Source organism: Methanolobus zinderi (assembly GCF_013388255.1).
Classification (GTDB): domain Archaea; phylum Halobacteriota; class Methanosarcinia; order Methanosarcinales; family Methanosarcinaceae; genus Methanolobus; species Methanolobus zinderi.
Map to the genome: position 1 here is coordinate 1,875,882 of NZ_CP058215.1, position 15,633 is coordinate 1,891,514.

At 43.3% G+C, this 15,633-nt stretch carries 13 protein-coding genes; 10 read left to right on the forward strand and 3 right to left on the reverse strand.

The window, feature by feature from the left end:
- Positions 1 to 211: 211 nt before the first annotated feature.
- The 3 genes from mpgP to HWN40_RS09225 all read left to right on the forward strand — a co-directional run bounded on the left by mpgP (position 212) and on the right by HWN40_RS09225 (position 2,958).
- Complete coding sequence (gene mpgP, locus HWN40_RS09215; protein WP_176965460.1) at positions 212 to 1,015, forward strand: mannosyl-3-phosphoglycerate phosphatase; 804 nt, start codon at positions 212 to 214, stop codon at positions 1,013 to 1,015.
- Between the two features lie 186 nt (positions 1,016 to 1,201).
- On the forward strand, positions 1,202 to 1,729 hold the full coding sequence (locus HWN40_RS09220) for a hypothetical protein (protein ID WP_176965461.1): 528 nt from the start codon (positions 1,202 to 1,204) through the stop codon (positions 1,727 to 1,729).
- A 5-nt stretch (positions 1,730 to 1,734) separates the two neighbouring features.
- Positions 1,735 to 2,958, forward strand: coding sequence for a glycoside hydrolase family 15 protein (locus HWN40_RS09225; protein ID WP_176965462.1), 1,224 nt, complete (start codon positions 1,735 to 1,737; stop codon positions 2,956 to 2,958).
- A 94-nt stretch (positions 2,959 to 3,052) separates the two neighbouring features.
- On the opposite strand, the gene HWN40_RS09230 is transcribed toward HWN40_RS09225, so the two are convergent.
- The 3 genes from HWN40_RS09230 to HWN40_RS09240 form a co-directional block, all read right to left on the reverse strand.
- Positions 3,053 to 4,351 carry a TrpB-like pyridoxal phosphate-dependent enzyme gene (locus HWN40_RS09230; protein ID WP_176965463.1) on the reverse strand — a complete coding sequence of 433 codons (1,299 nt, stop codon included), beginning with the start codon at positions 4,349 to 4,351 and terminating at the stop codon, positions 3,053 to 3,055.
- Positions 4,352 to 4,538: 187 nt separating this feature from the next.
- Positions 4,539 to 5,150 carry a sarcinarray family MAST domain-containing protein gene (locus HWN40_RS09235; RefSeq protein ID WP_176965464.1) on the reverse strand — a complete coding sequence of 204 codons (612 nt, stop codon included), beginning with the start codon at positions 5,148 to 5,150 and terminating at the stop codon, positions 4,539 to 4,541.
- Positions 5,151 to 5,159: 9 nt separating this feature from the next.
- Positions 5,160 to 9,218, reverse strand: a complete 4,059-nt coding sequence (locus HWN40_RS09240) for a DUF7286 family protein (protein WP_176965465.1) — start codon at positions 9,216 to 9,218, stop codon at positions 5,160 to 5,162.
- 283 nt (positions 9,219 to 9,501) lie between these two features.
- Between HWN40_RS09240 and hisS the strand changes: the two genes are divergently transcribed.
- The 7 genes from hisS to glmU all read left to right on the forward strand — a co-directional run bounded on the left by hisS (position 9,502) and on the right by glmU (position 15,622).
- Complete coding sequence (gene hisS, locus HWN40_RS09245) at positions 9,502 to 10,734, forward strand: histidine--tRNA ligase (protein ID WP_176965466.1); 1,233 nt, start codon at positions 9,502 to 9,504, stop codon at positions 10,732 to 10,734.
- Positions 10,735 to 10,744: 10 nt separating this feature from the next.
- Complete coding sequence (locus HWN40_RS09250) at positions 10,745 to 11,245, forward strand: hypothetical protein (RefSeq protein WP_176965467.1); 501 nt, start codon at positions 10,745 to 10,747, stop codon at positions 11,243 to 11,245.
- A complete protein-coding gene (locus tag HWN40_RS09255) occupies positions 11,235 to 11,897 on the forward strand; it encodes a hypothetical protein (RefSeq protein ID WP_176965468.1) in 663 nt (220 codons plus the stop codon). Before HWN40_RS09250 ends, HWN40_RS09255 begins: the two co-directional genes overlap by 11 nt.
- A complete protein-coding gene (locus HWN40_RS09260; protein WP_176965469.1) occupies positions 11,872 to 12,378 on the forward strand; it encodes a hypothetical protein in 507 nt (168 codons plus the stop codon). The genes HWN40_RS09255 and HWN40_RS09260 overlap by 26 nt, the downstream gene beginning before the upstream one ends.
- 25 nt (positions 12,379 to 12,403) lie before the next feature.
- Positions 12,404 to 13,582 carry a DUF7284 family protein gene (locus HWN40_RS09265; protein ID WP_176965470.1) on the forward strand — a complete coding sequence of 393 codons (1,179 nt, stop codon included), beginning with the start codon at positions 12,404 to 12,406 and terminating at the stop codon, positions 13,580 to 13,582.
- A gap of 202 nt (positions 13,583 to 13,784) precedes the next feature.
- Positions 13,785 to 14,243 carry a 30S ribosomal protein S15 gene (locus tag HWN40_RS09270; protein WP_176965471.1) on the forward strand — a complete coding sequence of 153 codons (459 nt, stop codon included), beginning with the start codon at positions 13,785 to 13,787 and terminating at the stop codon, positions 14,241 to 14,243.
- Positions 14,244 to 14,404: 161 nt separating this feature from the next.
- Positions 14,405 to 15,622: a bifunctional sugar-1-phosphate nucleotidylyltransferase/acetyltransferase gene (glmU, locus tag HWN40_RS09275; RefSeq protein ID WP_176965472.1), complete on the forward strand. Its 1,218-nt coding sequence runs from the start codon at positions 14,405 to 14,407 to the stop codon at positions 15,620 to 15,622.
- Positions 15,623 to 15,633: the final 11 nt, after the last annotated feature.

The following is a 15,633-nucleotide window of genomic DNA, read 5'->3' on the forward strand; positions in this document are numbered from 1 at the left end:
TCTGACATTACATACCCACGGTTCAATAAGCTATTAATAAAGTTATTATGAAAAGTTATATTGACTATCAGACAAACAGACTATACAGAATTGAATAAGGATATAGGAAGGGGGTTATTCCTGTGGCACAAGCTTGCTCCTTATGCAATAAGGAAGGATTATCTTGCAATCTTACTGCTCAGGTTGTATCCTCCCCAATGGAGATCAAAGAATGAGATATGTTGTATTCACCGACCTTGACGGTACCCTGATAGACCATAACACCTACTCCTATAAAGCTGCAAAACCAGCCATAGAGAGGCTGAAAGAAAAAGACATACCGCTCATTTTCTGTACGAGTAAGACACGTGCGGAAATTGAAGTCTATGTCAGAGAACTCAAATCCTCACACCCGTTCATATCCGAGAACGGAGGAGCAATATTCATTCCGAAGGACTATTTCAGCGTGGATTATCCGGTATCAAAAACAGAAGGTAACTATAATGTTATCGAACTGGGAACTTCCTATAACACTCTCAGGCATGTACTCACAGATATTCGTAGTCATGAAAAAATGGATATCATTGGTTTTGGAGACATGGATGATAAAGGCGTGAGCAAGGATACAGGACTTGATATCGAATCTTCAAGGCTTGCAAAAATGCGTGAATATGACGAAGCTTTCAAGCTCAATGGTGATGAGGAAACAGCAGAACGACTAAAAGAGTATATAAAATCAGAAGGCCTGAACTACACAAGAGGTGGACGGTACTGGCATATCATGGGAGATAACGATAAGGGAAAAGCTGTCAATATCCTGACCGGACTTTACAAAAAAGAGTACGGTGACGTTAAGACAATAGGACTTGGAGACAGTCTGAACGACTTTCCCATGCTTAAGGCTGTGGACATTCCCGTACTTGTCCAGAAGCAGGATGGGAAACACGATCCTAAGATAGAGGACTCTGAAATAAGGAGGGTGGAAGGCATCGGTCCTATAGGATGGAATATGGCCGTACAGGAAATAGTATCCTGAACAAGTGAACAGGATGCTAATTGTATCTGTTTACGGAGACTTTAGCTGAAGAAAATGAGAACAGGTATTTATAGTCCCGGAAATCAATATTCTATTATAAGATAAAAATCAATTAATTACACGTCAGGCATATCTGTTATAGAATATTAAGTAACAATTAACTGTCATCGGAGAAGGGGTGATCAAATGATAAGACTGGAAAATATGTTTCCACAGGCATTTTTGGTCGGTGTGACAAAAATGGTGGATAAAGACGGAACACTTGAAACTATACAGTGGTTACAGGAAATAGGCGAAGAACTTGCAACCCTTGAGGGACCCGGATTTGAGGGTGCAAGGGAGGATAGCATCAATTACCTGCCCATATGTCCGTTTGGTAGCGAAATTACTGAATTCAATGAAATATACGGACACCCTGCCGAATTTGACGATATTGTCAAAAAGGTATATGAAATGAAAAAGGCCTCTGACAAACCCTGGGAATATCCTGCACTGACACATGCACTGGGAGTATTGCAGCATAGTTACAGTACAAAAAGGGCAGAACTTGCAGGAGCAGAACTATACAGCCTGGGTTCAAAATCCCCGAAGGGAGATTTCAAGCAGTTCAATGAAGAAGCCATTGAAAAGGTGGGAATATCAAAGGAAACTGTTGGGGAGATGCTTGATAGAGCGTTCTACGTTTATAAAATAGTATATCCGGATAAGGAGTGAGTTATTTGAATCGGATAGAAGCGGAGAAATTATACGAGAACAGTGTCCGCATACTTAAAAATAATCAACACGAGAACGGAGGGTTCTATGCAAGTCCTCCCGGAACACGTTACCCCTTTATCTACCCGAGGGACCATTCAATAGCAATCCTTGGTTGCGTTTATGCAGGACTGATGGATGAAGCCAGAAAAGGACTGGAGTTTATACTTAACTCCCAGAAACCACTGGGGGAATTCTCTCAGAGATACGACATCGATGGTAATGATGCCAGTTATAAGGACCTGCAGATAGACGGTAACGGACTCGTACTATTTGTGCTCGGCAAGTATTTCCAGGCAACCGGCGGTTCGTTCTTTAAGGAAATGGCTGACACAGCCTTTGTAGAGAAATACTGGGAAACTATCGAAAAAGCCGTAAGCTTCATACTCCTTAACAAGAACGAAGAAGTTGACTTGATACACACGATCAACAGTATTCATGAATATCCCGCCTATGAGCATGGTTTTGAGATATACGCCAACTGTGCATGTTGTGCGGGAATATATGCCGCCGTCAGTATGGGAAAAGTTCTCGGAAAAGATGTTTCCGAGTGGGAAGAACAGGCAGATATTGTCAAGGAAGCAATACTCACCCGCCTGTACAGTCCCAGAAGACGTTCTTTCATCAAATGTATCCGTGTTAAGGATAAGAACAGCAAACCTATCGGTTACGATCCTTTTGCCTCCACTGTACTTGATATCGATGCAGCGGAATATGCACCTGCCTACTTCGAACTGATCAAGGACAGTGATGTGAAGATGATCACTACTGTGAAGCGTATACATAAACATCTATGGGACAAGGAAATAGGTGGACTGAACCGTTATCCTGAGTATTGGGGACGTAACAATGGCGGTTACGGGCCATGGTGTCACTTCACATGTGAGCTTGCAAACCACTATATTGAGACCGATGACCAGGATCAGGCAGAAATGTATCTGGACTGGGTCGTGGATATGGCGCATAACTATACCCTCCCGGAACACATCTCAACCATCGAGAGATTCGAACTATGGCTTGAGGATTATACCAACGCCAAAATTCTAAGGGATAGCAAGGTCAAGCTAATCGATGATGTAAGAAGTCATCCAAAGTGGAAGGACGGGCTTGCATATGTCACGATACCGCTTATATGGCCTCATGCAGAGTTCGTTATATCCTACAAGAAATACAGTGATAAGTTCCATTAAACGGAATTAGAAAAACAAGAAAACAAGAATAGATGTGTGACATGTATCCATGCCACACATAGATTTTAATTTTTAATCTCAATTGTTCAAGTTCTCAGTCATTACTGAGCTCGCCTGAGAAGTACTTGTCATATGAACTCATGTCGAAATGTCCATGACCGCTCAGGTTGAAAAGTATTGTTTTCTCCTCACCTGTCTGCTTGCACTTGAGAGCTTCATCAATAGCACATTTGATTGCATGTGATGACTCGGGAGCCGGTGCTATTCCCTCACTGCGTGCAAATTTCACCGCAGCATCGAATACTTCCACCTGATGATAGGAGGTCGCTTCCATGATGCCGTCTGCAACGAGTTTACTGACAATTGGTGAGGCTCCATGATATCTCAGACCGCCTGCATGGATTGCCGGTGGTATGAACTCTGAACCAAGAGTGTACATCTTAAGCAGAGGTGTCATCTGTGCCATGTCGCCGAAGTCATACTTGAACTCTCCTGAGGTCAGGGTTGGACATGCGGAAGGCTCTACTGCTATGAATCTGGTGTTGGTCTTGCCTGCAATGTTGTCCCTGATATACGGCAGGCTCACACCTGCAAGGTTACTTCCACCACCACAACATCCAATAACGATGTCAGGGTAATCCTCGGTCTTATCGAACTGTGCCTGGGTCTCAAGACCTACAACGGTCTGGTGCAGACTGGTATGGTTGAGTACACTTCCAAGTGCATACCTTGTATTGTCATTGAGAGCAGCTTCCTCAAGTGCCTCACTTATCGCAATACCAAGACTACCTGTTGTTTCGGGGTACATCTCGAGTACCTTTCTTCCGAACTGCGTCTCTGTGCTCGGGGAAGGTATAACGTTTGCTCCCCAGAGGTTGATAAGGGACTTACGGTATGGTTTCTGGTAGAAGCTTGAACGTACCATGTAAACCTTACATTCGATGTCGAAATAGTTACAGCAGAGTGATAATGCACTACCCCACTGACCCGCACCGGTCTCGGTGGTGATCCTTTCGGTGCCTTCCTTCATATTGTAGTATGCCTGTGCAATGGCAGTGTTTGGCTTGTGGCTTCCCGCAGGACTGACACTCTCGTTCTTATAATATATCTTTGCAGGTGTGCCCAGAGCCTTTTCAAGCCTGTGTGCCCTGTAAAGAGGTGATGGTCTCCAGAGAGTGTATATTTCCCTGATCTCCTCAGGAATGTCAATATACCTCTCAGAGCTTATCTCCTGCTGAATGAGCTCCTTTGCAAATATAGGCTCAAGGTCCTTTGGATTCATTGGCTCATTGGTTGCAGGATTGAGTGGTGGCTCCACAGGAAGGTCAGCAAGGATGTTATACCACTGTTTTGGCATTTCGTTTTCATCGAGTAGTATTTTTGTATGGTCCATGATTATACCTCTGTAAAAAAGTGAATCAATGATGTATAACTGAGTACATTGGAGGGGGTATTTAATGTTTTTGATTTTTGAGATACAGGTAAGTCTAACTTCATATTGACAGTTCAAAAGTCAAAAAGGAAAAACATGTGCATAAAATTGATTGTTAAGAAAAAAGTGATTAATGGATTCATAGAAATTACTTTTTCCTCAGGGCAACAACTAAAGTCAGAGCAAAAATAGTACACAACACTGTAAATGCAGGAGTTGTAGGAGAACTGCTTTCGTTAGATGAAGCTTCTGAGGCTGTGACTTCTGTAGCCTCTGGATCATCGTAGTATTCGTTGGAAATGGTGACGTAGGCGGCGGTGAATCTACCACTGGCAATTGTTCTTTTGGTTTCCAAATCCGTAAGTTGATAGTAAAAATCAATTGGCGCACTACCACCAGCCCACTCTTCATTTGGAGCCACAGTCCATTCAAAAACTCTTGTTTCATTCGCTTCTATAGTTCCACGAGTACCAGTTCCCAGACTTGATGTTGGCCCTTCTAGTATGTCAAAGTCATCATTACCAATAGACAATAACTTCGCAGACAAGTAATTTTTTCTGTAACAAGTCACTTCAAACCTAAGAGTAAAGGGTTCACCTATTTTTACTAGCGGTTTTGGAGTTTCTGGAGAATCGGAATCTGTGACCAAATGACCATTATAATAGTATTCAATATTTCCAAAGGGGCTTTTTGATGATGCAGGCGATGAAAACATCGCTAATAAACACACAATATATACTAAATAAATTTTACAACTCATACATTTCCCTCAAAATTGCGATTCAAAATCATCATAAAAAATAGATTTTTCATCCCTATCTCCTACTTTATCTCCAACACCTTTTGGACCAGGGCCCACAATTGTAGCAGCATAACCTGAGAATTTAAATTCGATAGGATGGTTGTCCCCCAAATAAATAGGAGATCCAATGTTATCATTTTTTGTTGGATGAAAAATTTCCTCATCTTTGCGAACATAAACCTGTGCATTATGTCCAAAATAAGGATTGAACATGCACTCATTATCGTTATCAATAACTTCAAACTCTCTGTATGCACCCTTGACATCATACTCCCACACATTCACAGTACACACCCAATGAGGAGGAATAACCGGAAGACCACATGGCACAAGTTTCATGGACTTCTGCAACCTTTTCTCAATCTTCTCAGCAAATTCACCTGTCAGTTTTTCTGAAGATTCGTCCAGTTTTTTCTCTAACTCACTGTTGATGTTTGCAAAACACTCATCAATTACTTCCTGACAGTCCTGTATGGCTACACATACTCCATCTGCAACACCTATACGCATGTCTGCTTCCAGACGGTATAGAGCTACTTCGGTCTCATCAGATGATGCTGCACTGTTACTACTTACCTCATCACTAACCCTGGAAAATATCTCTTCCTGAAGAGTGTTGTTGGCAGTCATGTTCACAAGTTCAGCATCGGAAAGAGAATTAAGATAGTTGCTAGTTATCTCTGTTACATCAGATTCACTGATTAACGTTCTTAGAACCGGGTCTTTTGCAACTTCAACTGCTATAGCCTTCGGAACCTGTTCTCTTATGCTGTCACTGTATGCATCCATCATTTTGGTGCGGTTCTCTTCAATGAATGTAGTATCTGTTGACACGCCGTTCATTGCAAGCCCTACACTATTACTTTCGACATCTTCAAGCAGAGAATCGATCTCTGCGTTTGCTTCTGCAAGACTCTGGCTCATTGACTGGGAAACAGCATCCTTCAAAGGTGATGAGGCAGCCTCTAACATTCCTGCAATATCATCACCTATTCCCGTAGAGAAAACACAGACATTGCGTACGCCTAATGGATAAATTGTAGCTCCTGAAAATTCATCAGTCCACTCATACTGGCTCTGCATATCAAAATCCGGGTCATGGTAGAGATAATCGGGATACTGATCCACCAGAAGTGTCATGTTCTCGGTCCAGTTGTACTTGCTCTGGGGCTCACCGGTGATTTCCATAGTCTCTATGATGCCCACCTCGTTGGCAAGGGCTGTGGATGCTTTTTCCATCGCAGGGTTGTTGAAGATTATATCAGTGGAGACCGCATTCTTCACAAGATCAAGGAGAGAGTGCCCCTGCTCGTTGGAGAAGGAATTATCGATGTAGCTCTCAAACGAACCTTCTACGTTCTTGTTCCTTTCCTCAAGCTCTATGAGCAGGCGGTCGTAAGCTTCATTCTTTGCTATGAGACGGCAGGCATCACTGCTCGTGTTATACTGTCCTGCGTTCATGTATTGTGACTCATCGATGAATGAATCGCGTTTTGTTCCGCCTGCCATCTCTGTGGCGAGGTCCAGTGATGCTTCCTTGATGAGCGTGGTCGGGTTCTTACCAAGGTTCTTGCCGAGCAAGGAGACGTCCCTTGTGGGATTGTCTTCGTTGATGGCAGCGAACATGTTCTCCATTTCCTGTGTCATGTTCTTGTGAAGCCAGTAGGGAACATCGCAGTAGACCTTTTCAGTTGAGAGGTTCTTTCCATCTGGATACAAAAGATGATGTTTCTCTATGCTGTATATATCTACAAACTCATCACGATAATTATCAGCTGCATCACTGCAGTCTTTATCTTCTCTGGGAATACCATCTACTATGACTGTTGTTTTTCTATAATCATTGGCACTGCCGGAATCATGAGAATTGATTCCTGTGTAACCTCCTGATGGCAGAACCTGATGATAGACAATACTTATGTTCTCGCTTTCCGTTTGGGTATGAGAAACAGAAACAATATTTTCAAGAGGCTCATTCTTAAGTGAACCGGAAGAATCACCGGAATAAAAATTCCAGCTTCCCGTACCATCGACACCGGGACTGTAGGTTTTGTAAGACCAGTGATAATTATAATTAATATTCCAGCGGGTTTTAACTTTGAACTTTAAATTGTATTTAACCTGCCAGTCAAATGAGTGGTTTTCCTTTGAAAGATAACCATCTACCCGTTCAGAATCGATCAAACTGTCATTCCCAAGATACTTATAAGTGACATCCACTCCTTCACAGACTACATCAGTAGACACATGCTCCACTTGCACGGAAGTGAAATACCATTTGTGTGATGAGGCATCGATATTGACTTCATGATTTACATTTAACGTACCTGCAAAGTTATAATCCGGTGTCAGAGCACATGTATGTGAAATAATGACTGGATAGTGCCCTTTCCACTTGACATCTTTACCGTCTTTCGACTCTCCTGTCTCATACGAAACAGAATCATAACTGGTGGGGCCTACCTGTAAATTGTAAGGAGTTATTTCGTTAAAACCATCCCTGAAAACCTGACCCTGTATAGTTCCACTATAGACATCATTAGTCACATCATGTATCAGGTCCGGATATGCATCATCTGTCCAGACATCGACATCGTTGTAGACCCAGTTACTGTAAACCTCATCTGTGAAATTGGAGACCGAGACGACTATCCGGGAATTGTTCTCAACTTCTTCTATGCTGGTGTTCGCATCCATCATGGACTCGTTGATCCCGTCTGAAACACTCATATTGAATGTGTCACCATCTGACAGGTTATCATAGGTGGTGCTCAGGTTGCTTCCCTTTTTCTCCTCATAGGAACTTGTGTCCTGTTTGATATCATTGTAGAGCACCTTTCCGCTGTAATAGGTAGTATATGTGAGAGCCCATGGGTCCACGGAATCGAAGACTCGTTTCTGGGTATAGAGTGTACCTGCGTTCACCGAGGAAGTGAGCGAGGGTCCTGTAACGATGTTAAGAGGACCATTCAGGTAGTGCTGCCACGGGCCATAGGTGAATGTTCTGATATTGGTTGCTCCGAGCACGATATCCGATGTTGTGCCACTGCTTAAGGCCCGCTCGTACTCGGATGTCAGCTCTGCAAGCAGGGGTTCCCTGGAAGTTATCACCGTCGACACATCCATGCTGCGGTTGTAACTTTCACCTGTACTCAGGTCAACAAGCGTATAGTTCAGGTTATCAATGGACATAGTATAGTAGAGAATATAATCCGTGTCATCACCTGCAGAACGCTCGATCTCACGCTTCAACGTGCCGTTGATAGTACCAATCTTAATTCTGGAAGCGGATATGTTCTGCTCCACATTTATCGCATAGTTATTGAAAGTATGCAGATTCCCCTGATAATTATCCTCTAGGAATTCATTGAAGTGTGAAGCTGCAATATCCTTCAGTGGATTGCTGCCTACATGGAACCAGTTGGTGGCCTTGGTCTCATCCCCATACATGAAGATTAGGTAAGCATACCCATCCTCTGCATTCTCTGGTATGGTTATCTCTTCTTCGAACTTTGAACTGGTCCAGAAAGAATGTGATTCATCATAGGAGATATTCTGGTACTCTATCCCTGAAGGACCCTTCACGATCAAAGCCCGTGGTTTGTCGGCAAACACGCAGTATATGGCTTCAAAGACATTGGAAGGCAATTTCACATCAACAACTAAACTGCTTCCTGGCTCAACATCCCTTGTAGCAGGATCAGCAGAGAAACCATCATCACCCCATTCCTCATAGGCTGCGTCTTCAGACTTGATAACAGGATGTTCTCCCTGCCATTGCAAGGCTTCCATACCTGCATAGTTCAGACATCTTGAAAGATCGGCAGCAGCCATATCGGCGGCTGTTTTTCCCATATCGGTGCCATCTGTCTCGTATATGGTCTCTGCAAGCTCATAATCGGTTTTTGCCATATTGAAAGAAACAAAGACAGAGGACAGAAGTACGAAGACTCCGATCACCGCAAAAGGAATATAGGCTCTGGTATCCTGAAAAAATGAAGCTGTTGTTTTTCCTTTTCCGGGCATCACGATCATACCTTTTTACTTAATTAAGTTTTGAAGGAGTCAGGGAAAGAGAATATTTAAACATTGTTATTTTGTTCTAATATTAAACAAAAAAATAAAAATAAGATATAAACAAGCTGTGATGATTTAATAAATATGTCAGCGAAAAACTATCAACGAATATACTGATGGAAACAGAACTAATCGAAAATCTAAAATAGGCCACCTTATACTATCCAAGCAAAACTGTGAATGTATCATAATTATCAAGAATCCAATAATTATTCTATCAGGTTGATCTATAATGAAGATAAGCAGGCCACGTGGCACAAGGGATTTCCTTCCGGAAGATACCAGGCGAAGAAGGAATGTAGAGAACATATTGCGCAATGTCGTCAGGAACTGGGGATTTTCAGAGATAATCACTCCAACCTTTGAGAAGCTGGATCTCTTTACCTTAAAGTCAGGAGAAGGGATTGTAGGAGAGCTCTATAATTTCACAGACAAAGGAGATAGGGAGATGACCTTGCGTCCGGAACTCACGGCTCCTGTAATGAGGATGTATGTCAATGAGATGCAGGCAAACCAGCGGCCTCTCAAACTTTTCTATTTCGAGAACTGTTTCAGGTATGAACGGCCGCAAAAGGGTCGCTTCAGGGAATTCTGGCAGTTCGGCGTGGAGCTGATCGGCAGCAATAAACCAGATGCAGATGCGGAAGTAATAGCCCTTGCAAGCGAGATGCTCAGTGCAGTAGGCATTAAAGGTAGTCTTCATGTGAACCATCTTGGTGTGATCAGAAATCTTCTGAGCATCCTCGAACCCGAGCATCAAAGCAAAATAATGAGACTTGTGGACAAGAAAGATGACACCGGACTTGTGGACTACCTGGAAGACATAGACGCTCCCGGGCATCTGCGTCTTGAACTCATGGAACTGATATCCCTTACAGGAGATGAAGCCATTGAAAGGGCACGCCAGATTGTAGGAGACATACCCGAACTCGATGAATACCAGGAACTACTGGACCTGCTCGATGCCTACGGTGTGGAATATATCATAGACTTCGGCATTGCAAGAGGTCTGGATTACTATACAGGAATGGTCTTCGAGATTTATGCAGAGGGTCTCGGTGCACAGAACCAGGTCTGTGGAGGCGGATCCTACCAGCTCATCAAACTATTCGGAGGAGGAGACGTTCCATCCACAGGTTTCGGGCTTGGTTTTGACAGGATAATGGAAGTATGTGAAATCGAGCCGGATGATGAAAAGCCGGTTGTTATCATAGCCAAGGATTCTACACGTCTGGAAGCAGTCAAAGTTGCCACCAGATTACGTGAGCATATGCCTGTGTATGTTGACCTGATGAAACGAAACTTCAAAGCCCAATTCTCCTATGCGAACAATATCGGTGCCCACCATGTAGTGATAATCGGCGAGAATGAAGTAGAGGCCGGAAAAGTGACCCTCAAGGATATGGACAGTGGTGAACAGGAGCTTCTGGAACTCGAAGAAGTCATACAGAGAATAGGCAACTGAGCAGGATAAAATGGTGCAGGGCCAGAAGAAAAATATTCGAGACAATATTATTTGTGATGAGCAGGCTGCGGATGCCCTGCCAATGAGATTCACAGCCGCCGCCATCATACTTCTTGTTCTTACTTTCCTTTCAGGAACAGCCTTTTCCGGTATCATGGAAAAAAAGAGCCTCCATGATGCTGAAGCGGTGGTTTCGACCATCGAATCGAATGCTGAAATGATTTCCGCAAACGGTGCGGGCAACCGGATCACACTCGATATAGACGTACCTGAAAAGGTGACTCTGGTATTGGGCGCAGTTCCGGGCAGGGAAGATAAATGGCCCGGAGATGCACGGAACTATTATATAATAACCGACAGCAAGCAATTAATGGGAGAATCCCCGGCTGCGTATTCCAATGAGTATCTTAACGGCACGGCAGTCTTTGGTCCAGGAAATCACAGGATCGTTTTAGAAAGTGTTAAAAGGACCACTGACAATAGAATTTTTGTGAAGATATATGAAAATTAGAGAGAAGAACACAATTTTATCGTGCAATAGTCTTCCATACAACAATTTTCAATACTTCAGAAATAATGACAGAGCATGGATCGACCTGATCCTTTCAAAGACTGCCCTGATCTTTGCAAGCATCATCATACTGGCTGCACTTTATCACCTGAGCGCAGATTTCCAGCAGGCTGATAAACAAAGGCAACTTGACGCAATCGCGCAGGACTTCAGATCTGCAATCGATTCGGCAGGTCAGAGCCCCCATGGCACATCATCTTCAAATATCAGTTATTCTTTTGACGCTTACGGACCGGAAGGACAGTTCACCGGCCAGCTGGATGCATGGGTATCGGGTGAATATGTAGGCATTTCATATGGAGAGAACAACAGAACCATATATGCCGTAAAACCGCTTACTTACAAAACTCTGCCATACAATGAAACTATAATGCGTAACAAACTTCTTAACCGATTTTCAGCCAGCGGAGAATTGGCAGATCCCATAGTATCACCATTCAATTACCTGAATGTTTCAGACTTTCTCACAACTCTCGGAACAAAAGAAAAAAATTTAAATACAAGCACAAAAGTTCACATTGTTAAGACATTGATACATGTCCAAAATGGAACAGAGGTCAGAGAACTTGAGTATGTGCTTGTTTATCAATAACGATGACGCCTTTCTGGAACCACACAACGACATAATATCAACAGCTCTGGTCGTTATCGGGTTTGTCGTGTTTGCGGCCATTGTTTCACAGACGTACCTCACCTTTGATGACAACTCGTATGCACTTGAGAACTACAAACAGGCTTCCATGATAGCAAAAGACATAGCAGAGTATCCCGGGATACAGGGAAGCCGTACAGACCTTATTTCCGCAGATGCACTGGATCATATATGTGTTCCGGTAAAAGATCATCAAATGCATGAGATGTTCTTCCAGCGTTTTTCCTCAAATCTTGATTTTTATGTAGAGGTTGCTACCAATGATGGAAACTACCAATGGACAATTCAACAAGGCAGCAGTGGAAGCAGTCATCGGGACATAATTGCAGCATCCGTTCCTGTGGTAATCGAACTTGGCAATAGTGCCAACTGCGTACCCGGCACTCTCACAGTAAGGATGTGGAAGAACAGCTGGATATAACTATAAGAGAAAAGAGGAAATTTAAATGAGATCCATTCAGGATGAAAAAGCATTCTCGTCAAGCCTTGATTCCATTTTCTTTCTCATACTCATTTCAATATCTGCAGTTATCCTTATGCCGTCACTCATGGCAGAGGAACAATACAGGTCAGCAGGATATGTGTCTGCACAGGATATGGATACCCACCTGCTTGGTACGATTTTGAGCACCAGGACAGACGAATTCGAATACACACTCAAACCAACAGAGATCGCAGGCCTTAATGTGACATTTCCAGAGGGGTCCATGCTAGAAAGCTCCGAAGAGACACTTTATGGAAGGGAACAGAAACACAGGACATTTGCTGATATCATAGCCGAGGACCTGGTCCTTGGAATTACATTTGAGAACAACAGCAATACCGTATATCTCAATCCAATGGCAAAGATCCATCCTGTAAGTACGGAAGATTCGATTGAAGAATTCCTTGATTCCATGATAGGTGAACGTTACAAATACAGATTCGAAGCGCGCTGGCATCTGGTCAGCGGATATGGAATCGGAAGCGAGATCGAAATAGGAGATGCAGCTCCTGTTGATTCGTTCCGGCAGCGTGCCAAAGTATCACTACCTCTGGGCTATTCACCTTCAAGGGAAGAGTTCTTTGACTCCATGAACAATTCTGCCCTCTTGGCTGCTGCCAGTTCACCTGACCCTTCAAAGGAGATACATGACGGATACAACCATAGCATCGAAACCGCCTCCCGGGGAGCAGCAGAGGCAATAACGACAATTATCTTCCCTGCGGAGTATCTGGAAAGTCTCAATACCACGGACGTCAGCCTCAAAGGTGAACAATTGTCCCTTATATCGAGTCCCGACAACATGGACATTGCAAACCCTGAACTTGTTATTGCTTTGCACAGCATCAACTACACAACAAACGAAGTATTTGGCCTTAATAAATCAATTCCTCTTGAAAGCGAAAGTATGTCGCTAAATCTTGTAAACGAGATAAATGACGAACTGGTAGATTCGAATAATGATATGATATCCGCATACCTGAAAGAGAACATGTCCGACGAGATAGACCAGACTGTTGCAAGCATTATCAATGCTACAGACAACGATACAAAAATAGCATTACATGAAGAACAGATGGAATCTGTCTACGGAAGGGTCAATCAGGGAGGAGCGGATATTATCCTGTATTTGTGGCAATAAAGTTCTCTTTTATCGATCAGACACAGCAATGTCCTTCAATCACAACATATATATTTGATAATGCTTTTTGTAGAGAACACTTCGCCAATCATAGAACTGACTGCCGTACGATCAAGGTTCTCCTGTTCGTTCAAACAGCCTGGAAGAGTACGGTCAACTATAAACTAATAAATCAAATATCATAATTATCAGGAGGAATTGCATGGCAAAGATGCACACCCGGAGAAAAGGACAAGCCGGGTCAACAAGACCACTTCGCAGTGAACCACCTGCATGGTCCACTATGAGTGAAGAGGAAGTAACAGATGTCGTTATCGACCTGTGGAAGCAGGGAATAAGTACCAGTGAGATAGGAATGATACTCAGGGACAAATACGGTGTGCCTGATGTCAAACTCGTAACCGGCAAGAAGATCACCGGTATTCTCAAGGAGAAGAATGAAGCACCTGCAGTACCAGAAGACCTCTACAACCTCATTGTAAAGGCTATCGGGATCAGGAAGCACATTAAGGAAAACAAGAAGGACGTTCACAACAAGCGTTCACTCCAGAATACCGAATCCAAGATCAGAAGGCTTGTTAAGTACTACCAGTCCACAAAGGTCCTGCCTGCAGACTGGAGATACAAGCCAGAGACAGCAGAAATGCTGCTCACAAGATAATCAAAATACTACATATTTCTCAGGGCCTGGCAACTGTCCAGATCCTGTATCTTTTTTATTTTACGGCCTAATAATAGTATAAATACTCTATTTTTATACTGAATCTTTTTCTGAACCAATAAGGCAAGATATAAATTGTTATAAAGAGCATATAATACTCCATGAAAGCTATCGTTCTTGCAGCCGGAGAAGGGAGAAGGTGCAGGCCACTGACACTTACCAGGTCAAAGGTAATGCTACCCGTGGCAAACAAACCGATTTTGGAACATGTAATAAACGCTCTTGCAAAAAACGATGTCAAAGATATAGTCCTGATAGTCGGATATGAAAAGGAACGTATCATGGACTATTTTGAGGATGGAATCGATTTCGGGGTAAAGATACAATATATCGAGCAGAAGGCTCAGATAGGTACGGCCCATGCGGTACTGCAGGCCAGGAGAACGATAGGCGAGGAAGATCAGGCTTTTCTGGTTGTGAACGGGGATAATATCATCGAAGCTGAAACCATCAGTGACCTCATAAAGGGTTCAAGCGGGGATGCGACAGTACTTGCATGCAAAAAGGAAGATGCAACCGGATACGGCGTTATTGTTGCAGAGGGGCAGAATGTCAGGAAGATCGTAGAAAAACCCCAATCGATGGTAAGTCACCTCATCAATACTGGTACCTACCTTTTCAAACCTCAGATATTCGATGTGATAGAAAGAACACCACTTGCACCAAGCGGAGAATATGCCATAACCGATACGCTTCAGATAATGATCGATGAGGGAATGAAGGTCACAATGACAACAACATTTTCTGACTGGCTTGATGCAGCCTATTCATGGGATCTTCTCAAAGCCAATCCGATTGTTCTCGGAGAATTCGAAACCGATCTGAAAGAGGGGACGGTAGAAGAAGGGGCAGTGATAAAAGGAAATGTATCCATCGGAGCAAACACGACCATACGTTCAGGATGCTACATCGTGGGTCCTGTGATAATAGGGGATAATTGCGACATTGGTCCGAATGTGGTCATACTGCCTTCCACGAGTATAGGGAATAATGTATCCATTGCTTCCTTTACCACGATACAGAACAGTATAATCATGAATGATGGCAGGATAAGTACACATTCCATGATCTCAAACTCGATAATAGGAAGTAATACAGCCATTGGATCACATTTTATCACAGAAGAAAAGGAAAAGATGTTGATAGAGGTCGAAGGAGGGCTCTATTCAACCGACAGGCTGGGAACAATTATAGGTGATGACGCCGAAATTGGCAGTGATGTACTTGTGAAAGCAGGGATGATGATCGGTCCGAACTGTCGGGTCAATTCCGGGAAGGTTGTGACAGAAGCACTTCCGGTAAATTCAATTGTTATTTGAGGTGAGGGGGA

Excerpts from the sequence above, each read along its gene's own strand:
- mpgP (WP_176965460.1), top strand. The coding sequence starts at position 212 with ATGAGATATGTTGTATTCACCGACCTTGACGGTACCCTGATAGACCAT.
- HWN40_RS09220 (WP_176965461.1), top strand. The coding sequence starts at position 1,202 with ATGATAAGACTGGAAAATATGTTTCCACAGGCATTTTTGGTCGGTGTG.
- HWN40_RS09230 (WP_176965463.1), bottom strand. The coding sequence starts at position 4,351 with ATGGACCATACAAAAATACTACTCGATGAAAACGAAATGCCAAAACAG.
- HWN40_RS09235 (WP_176965464.1), bottom strand. The coding sequence starts at position 5,150 with ATGAGTTGTAAAATTTATTTAGTATATATTGTGTGTTTATTAGCGATG.
- HWN40_RS09240 (WP_176965465.1), bottom strand. The coding sequence starts at position 9,218 with ATGCCCGGAAAAGGAAAAACAACAGCTTCATTTTTTCAGGATACCAGA.
- hisS (WP_176965466.1), top strand. The coding sequence starts at position 9,502 with ATGAAGATAAGCAGGCCACGTGGCACAAGGGATTTCCTTCCGGAAGAT.
- HWN40_RS09250 (WP_176965467.1), top strand. The coding sequence starts at position 10,745 with ATGGTGCAGGGCCAGAAGAAAAATATTCGAGACAATATTATTTGTGAT.
- HWN40_RS09255 (WP_176965468.1), top strand. The coding sequence starts at position 11,235 with ATGAAAATTAGAGAGAAGAACACAATTTTATCGTGCAATAGTCTTCCA.
- HWN40_RS09265 (WP_176965470.1), top strand. The coding sequence starts at position 12,404 with ATGAGATCCATTCAGGATGAAAAAGCATTCTCGTCAAGCCTTGATTCC.
- HWN40_RS09270 (WP_176965471.1), top strand. The coding sequence starts at position 13,785 with ATGGCAAAGATGCACACCCGGAGAAAAGGACAAGCCGGGTCAACAAGA.
- glmU (WP_176965472.1), top strand. The coding sequence starts at position 14,405 with ATGAAAGCTATCGTTCTTGCAGCCGGAGAAGGGAGAAGGTGCAGGCCA.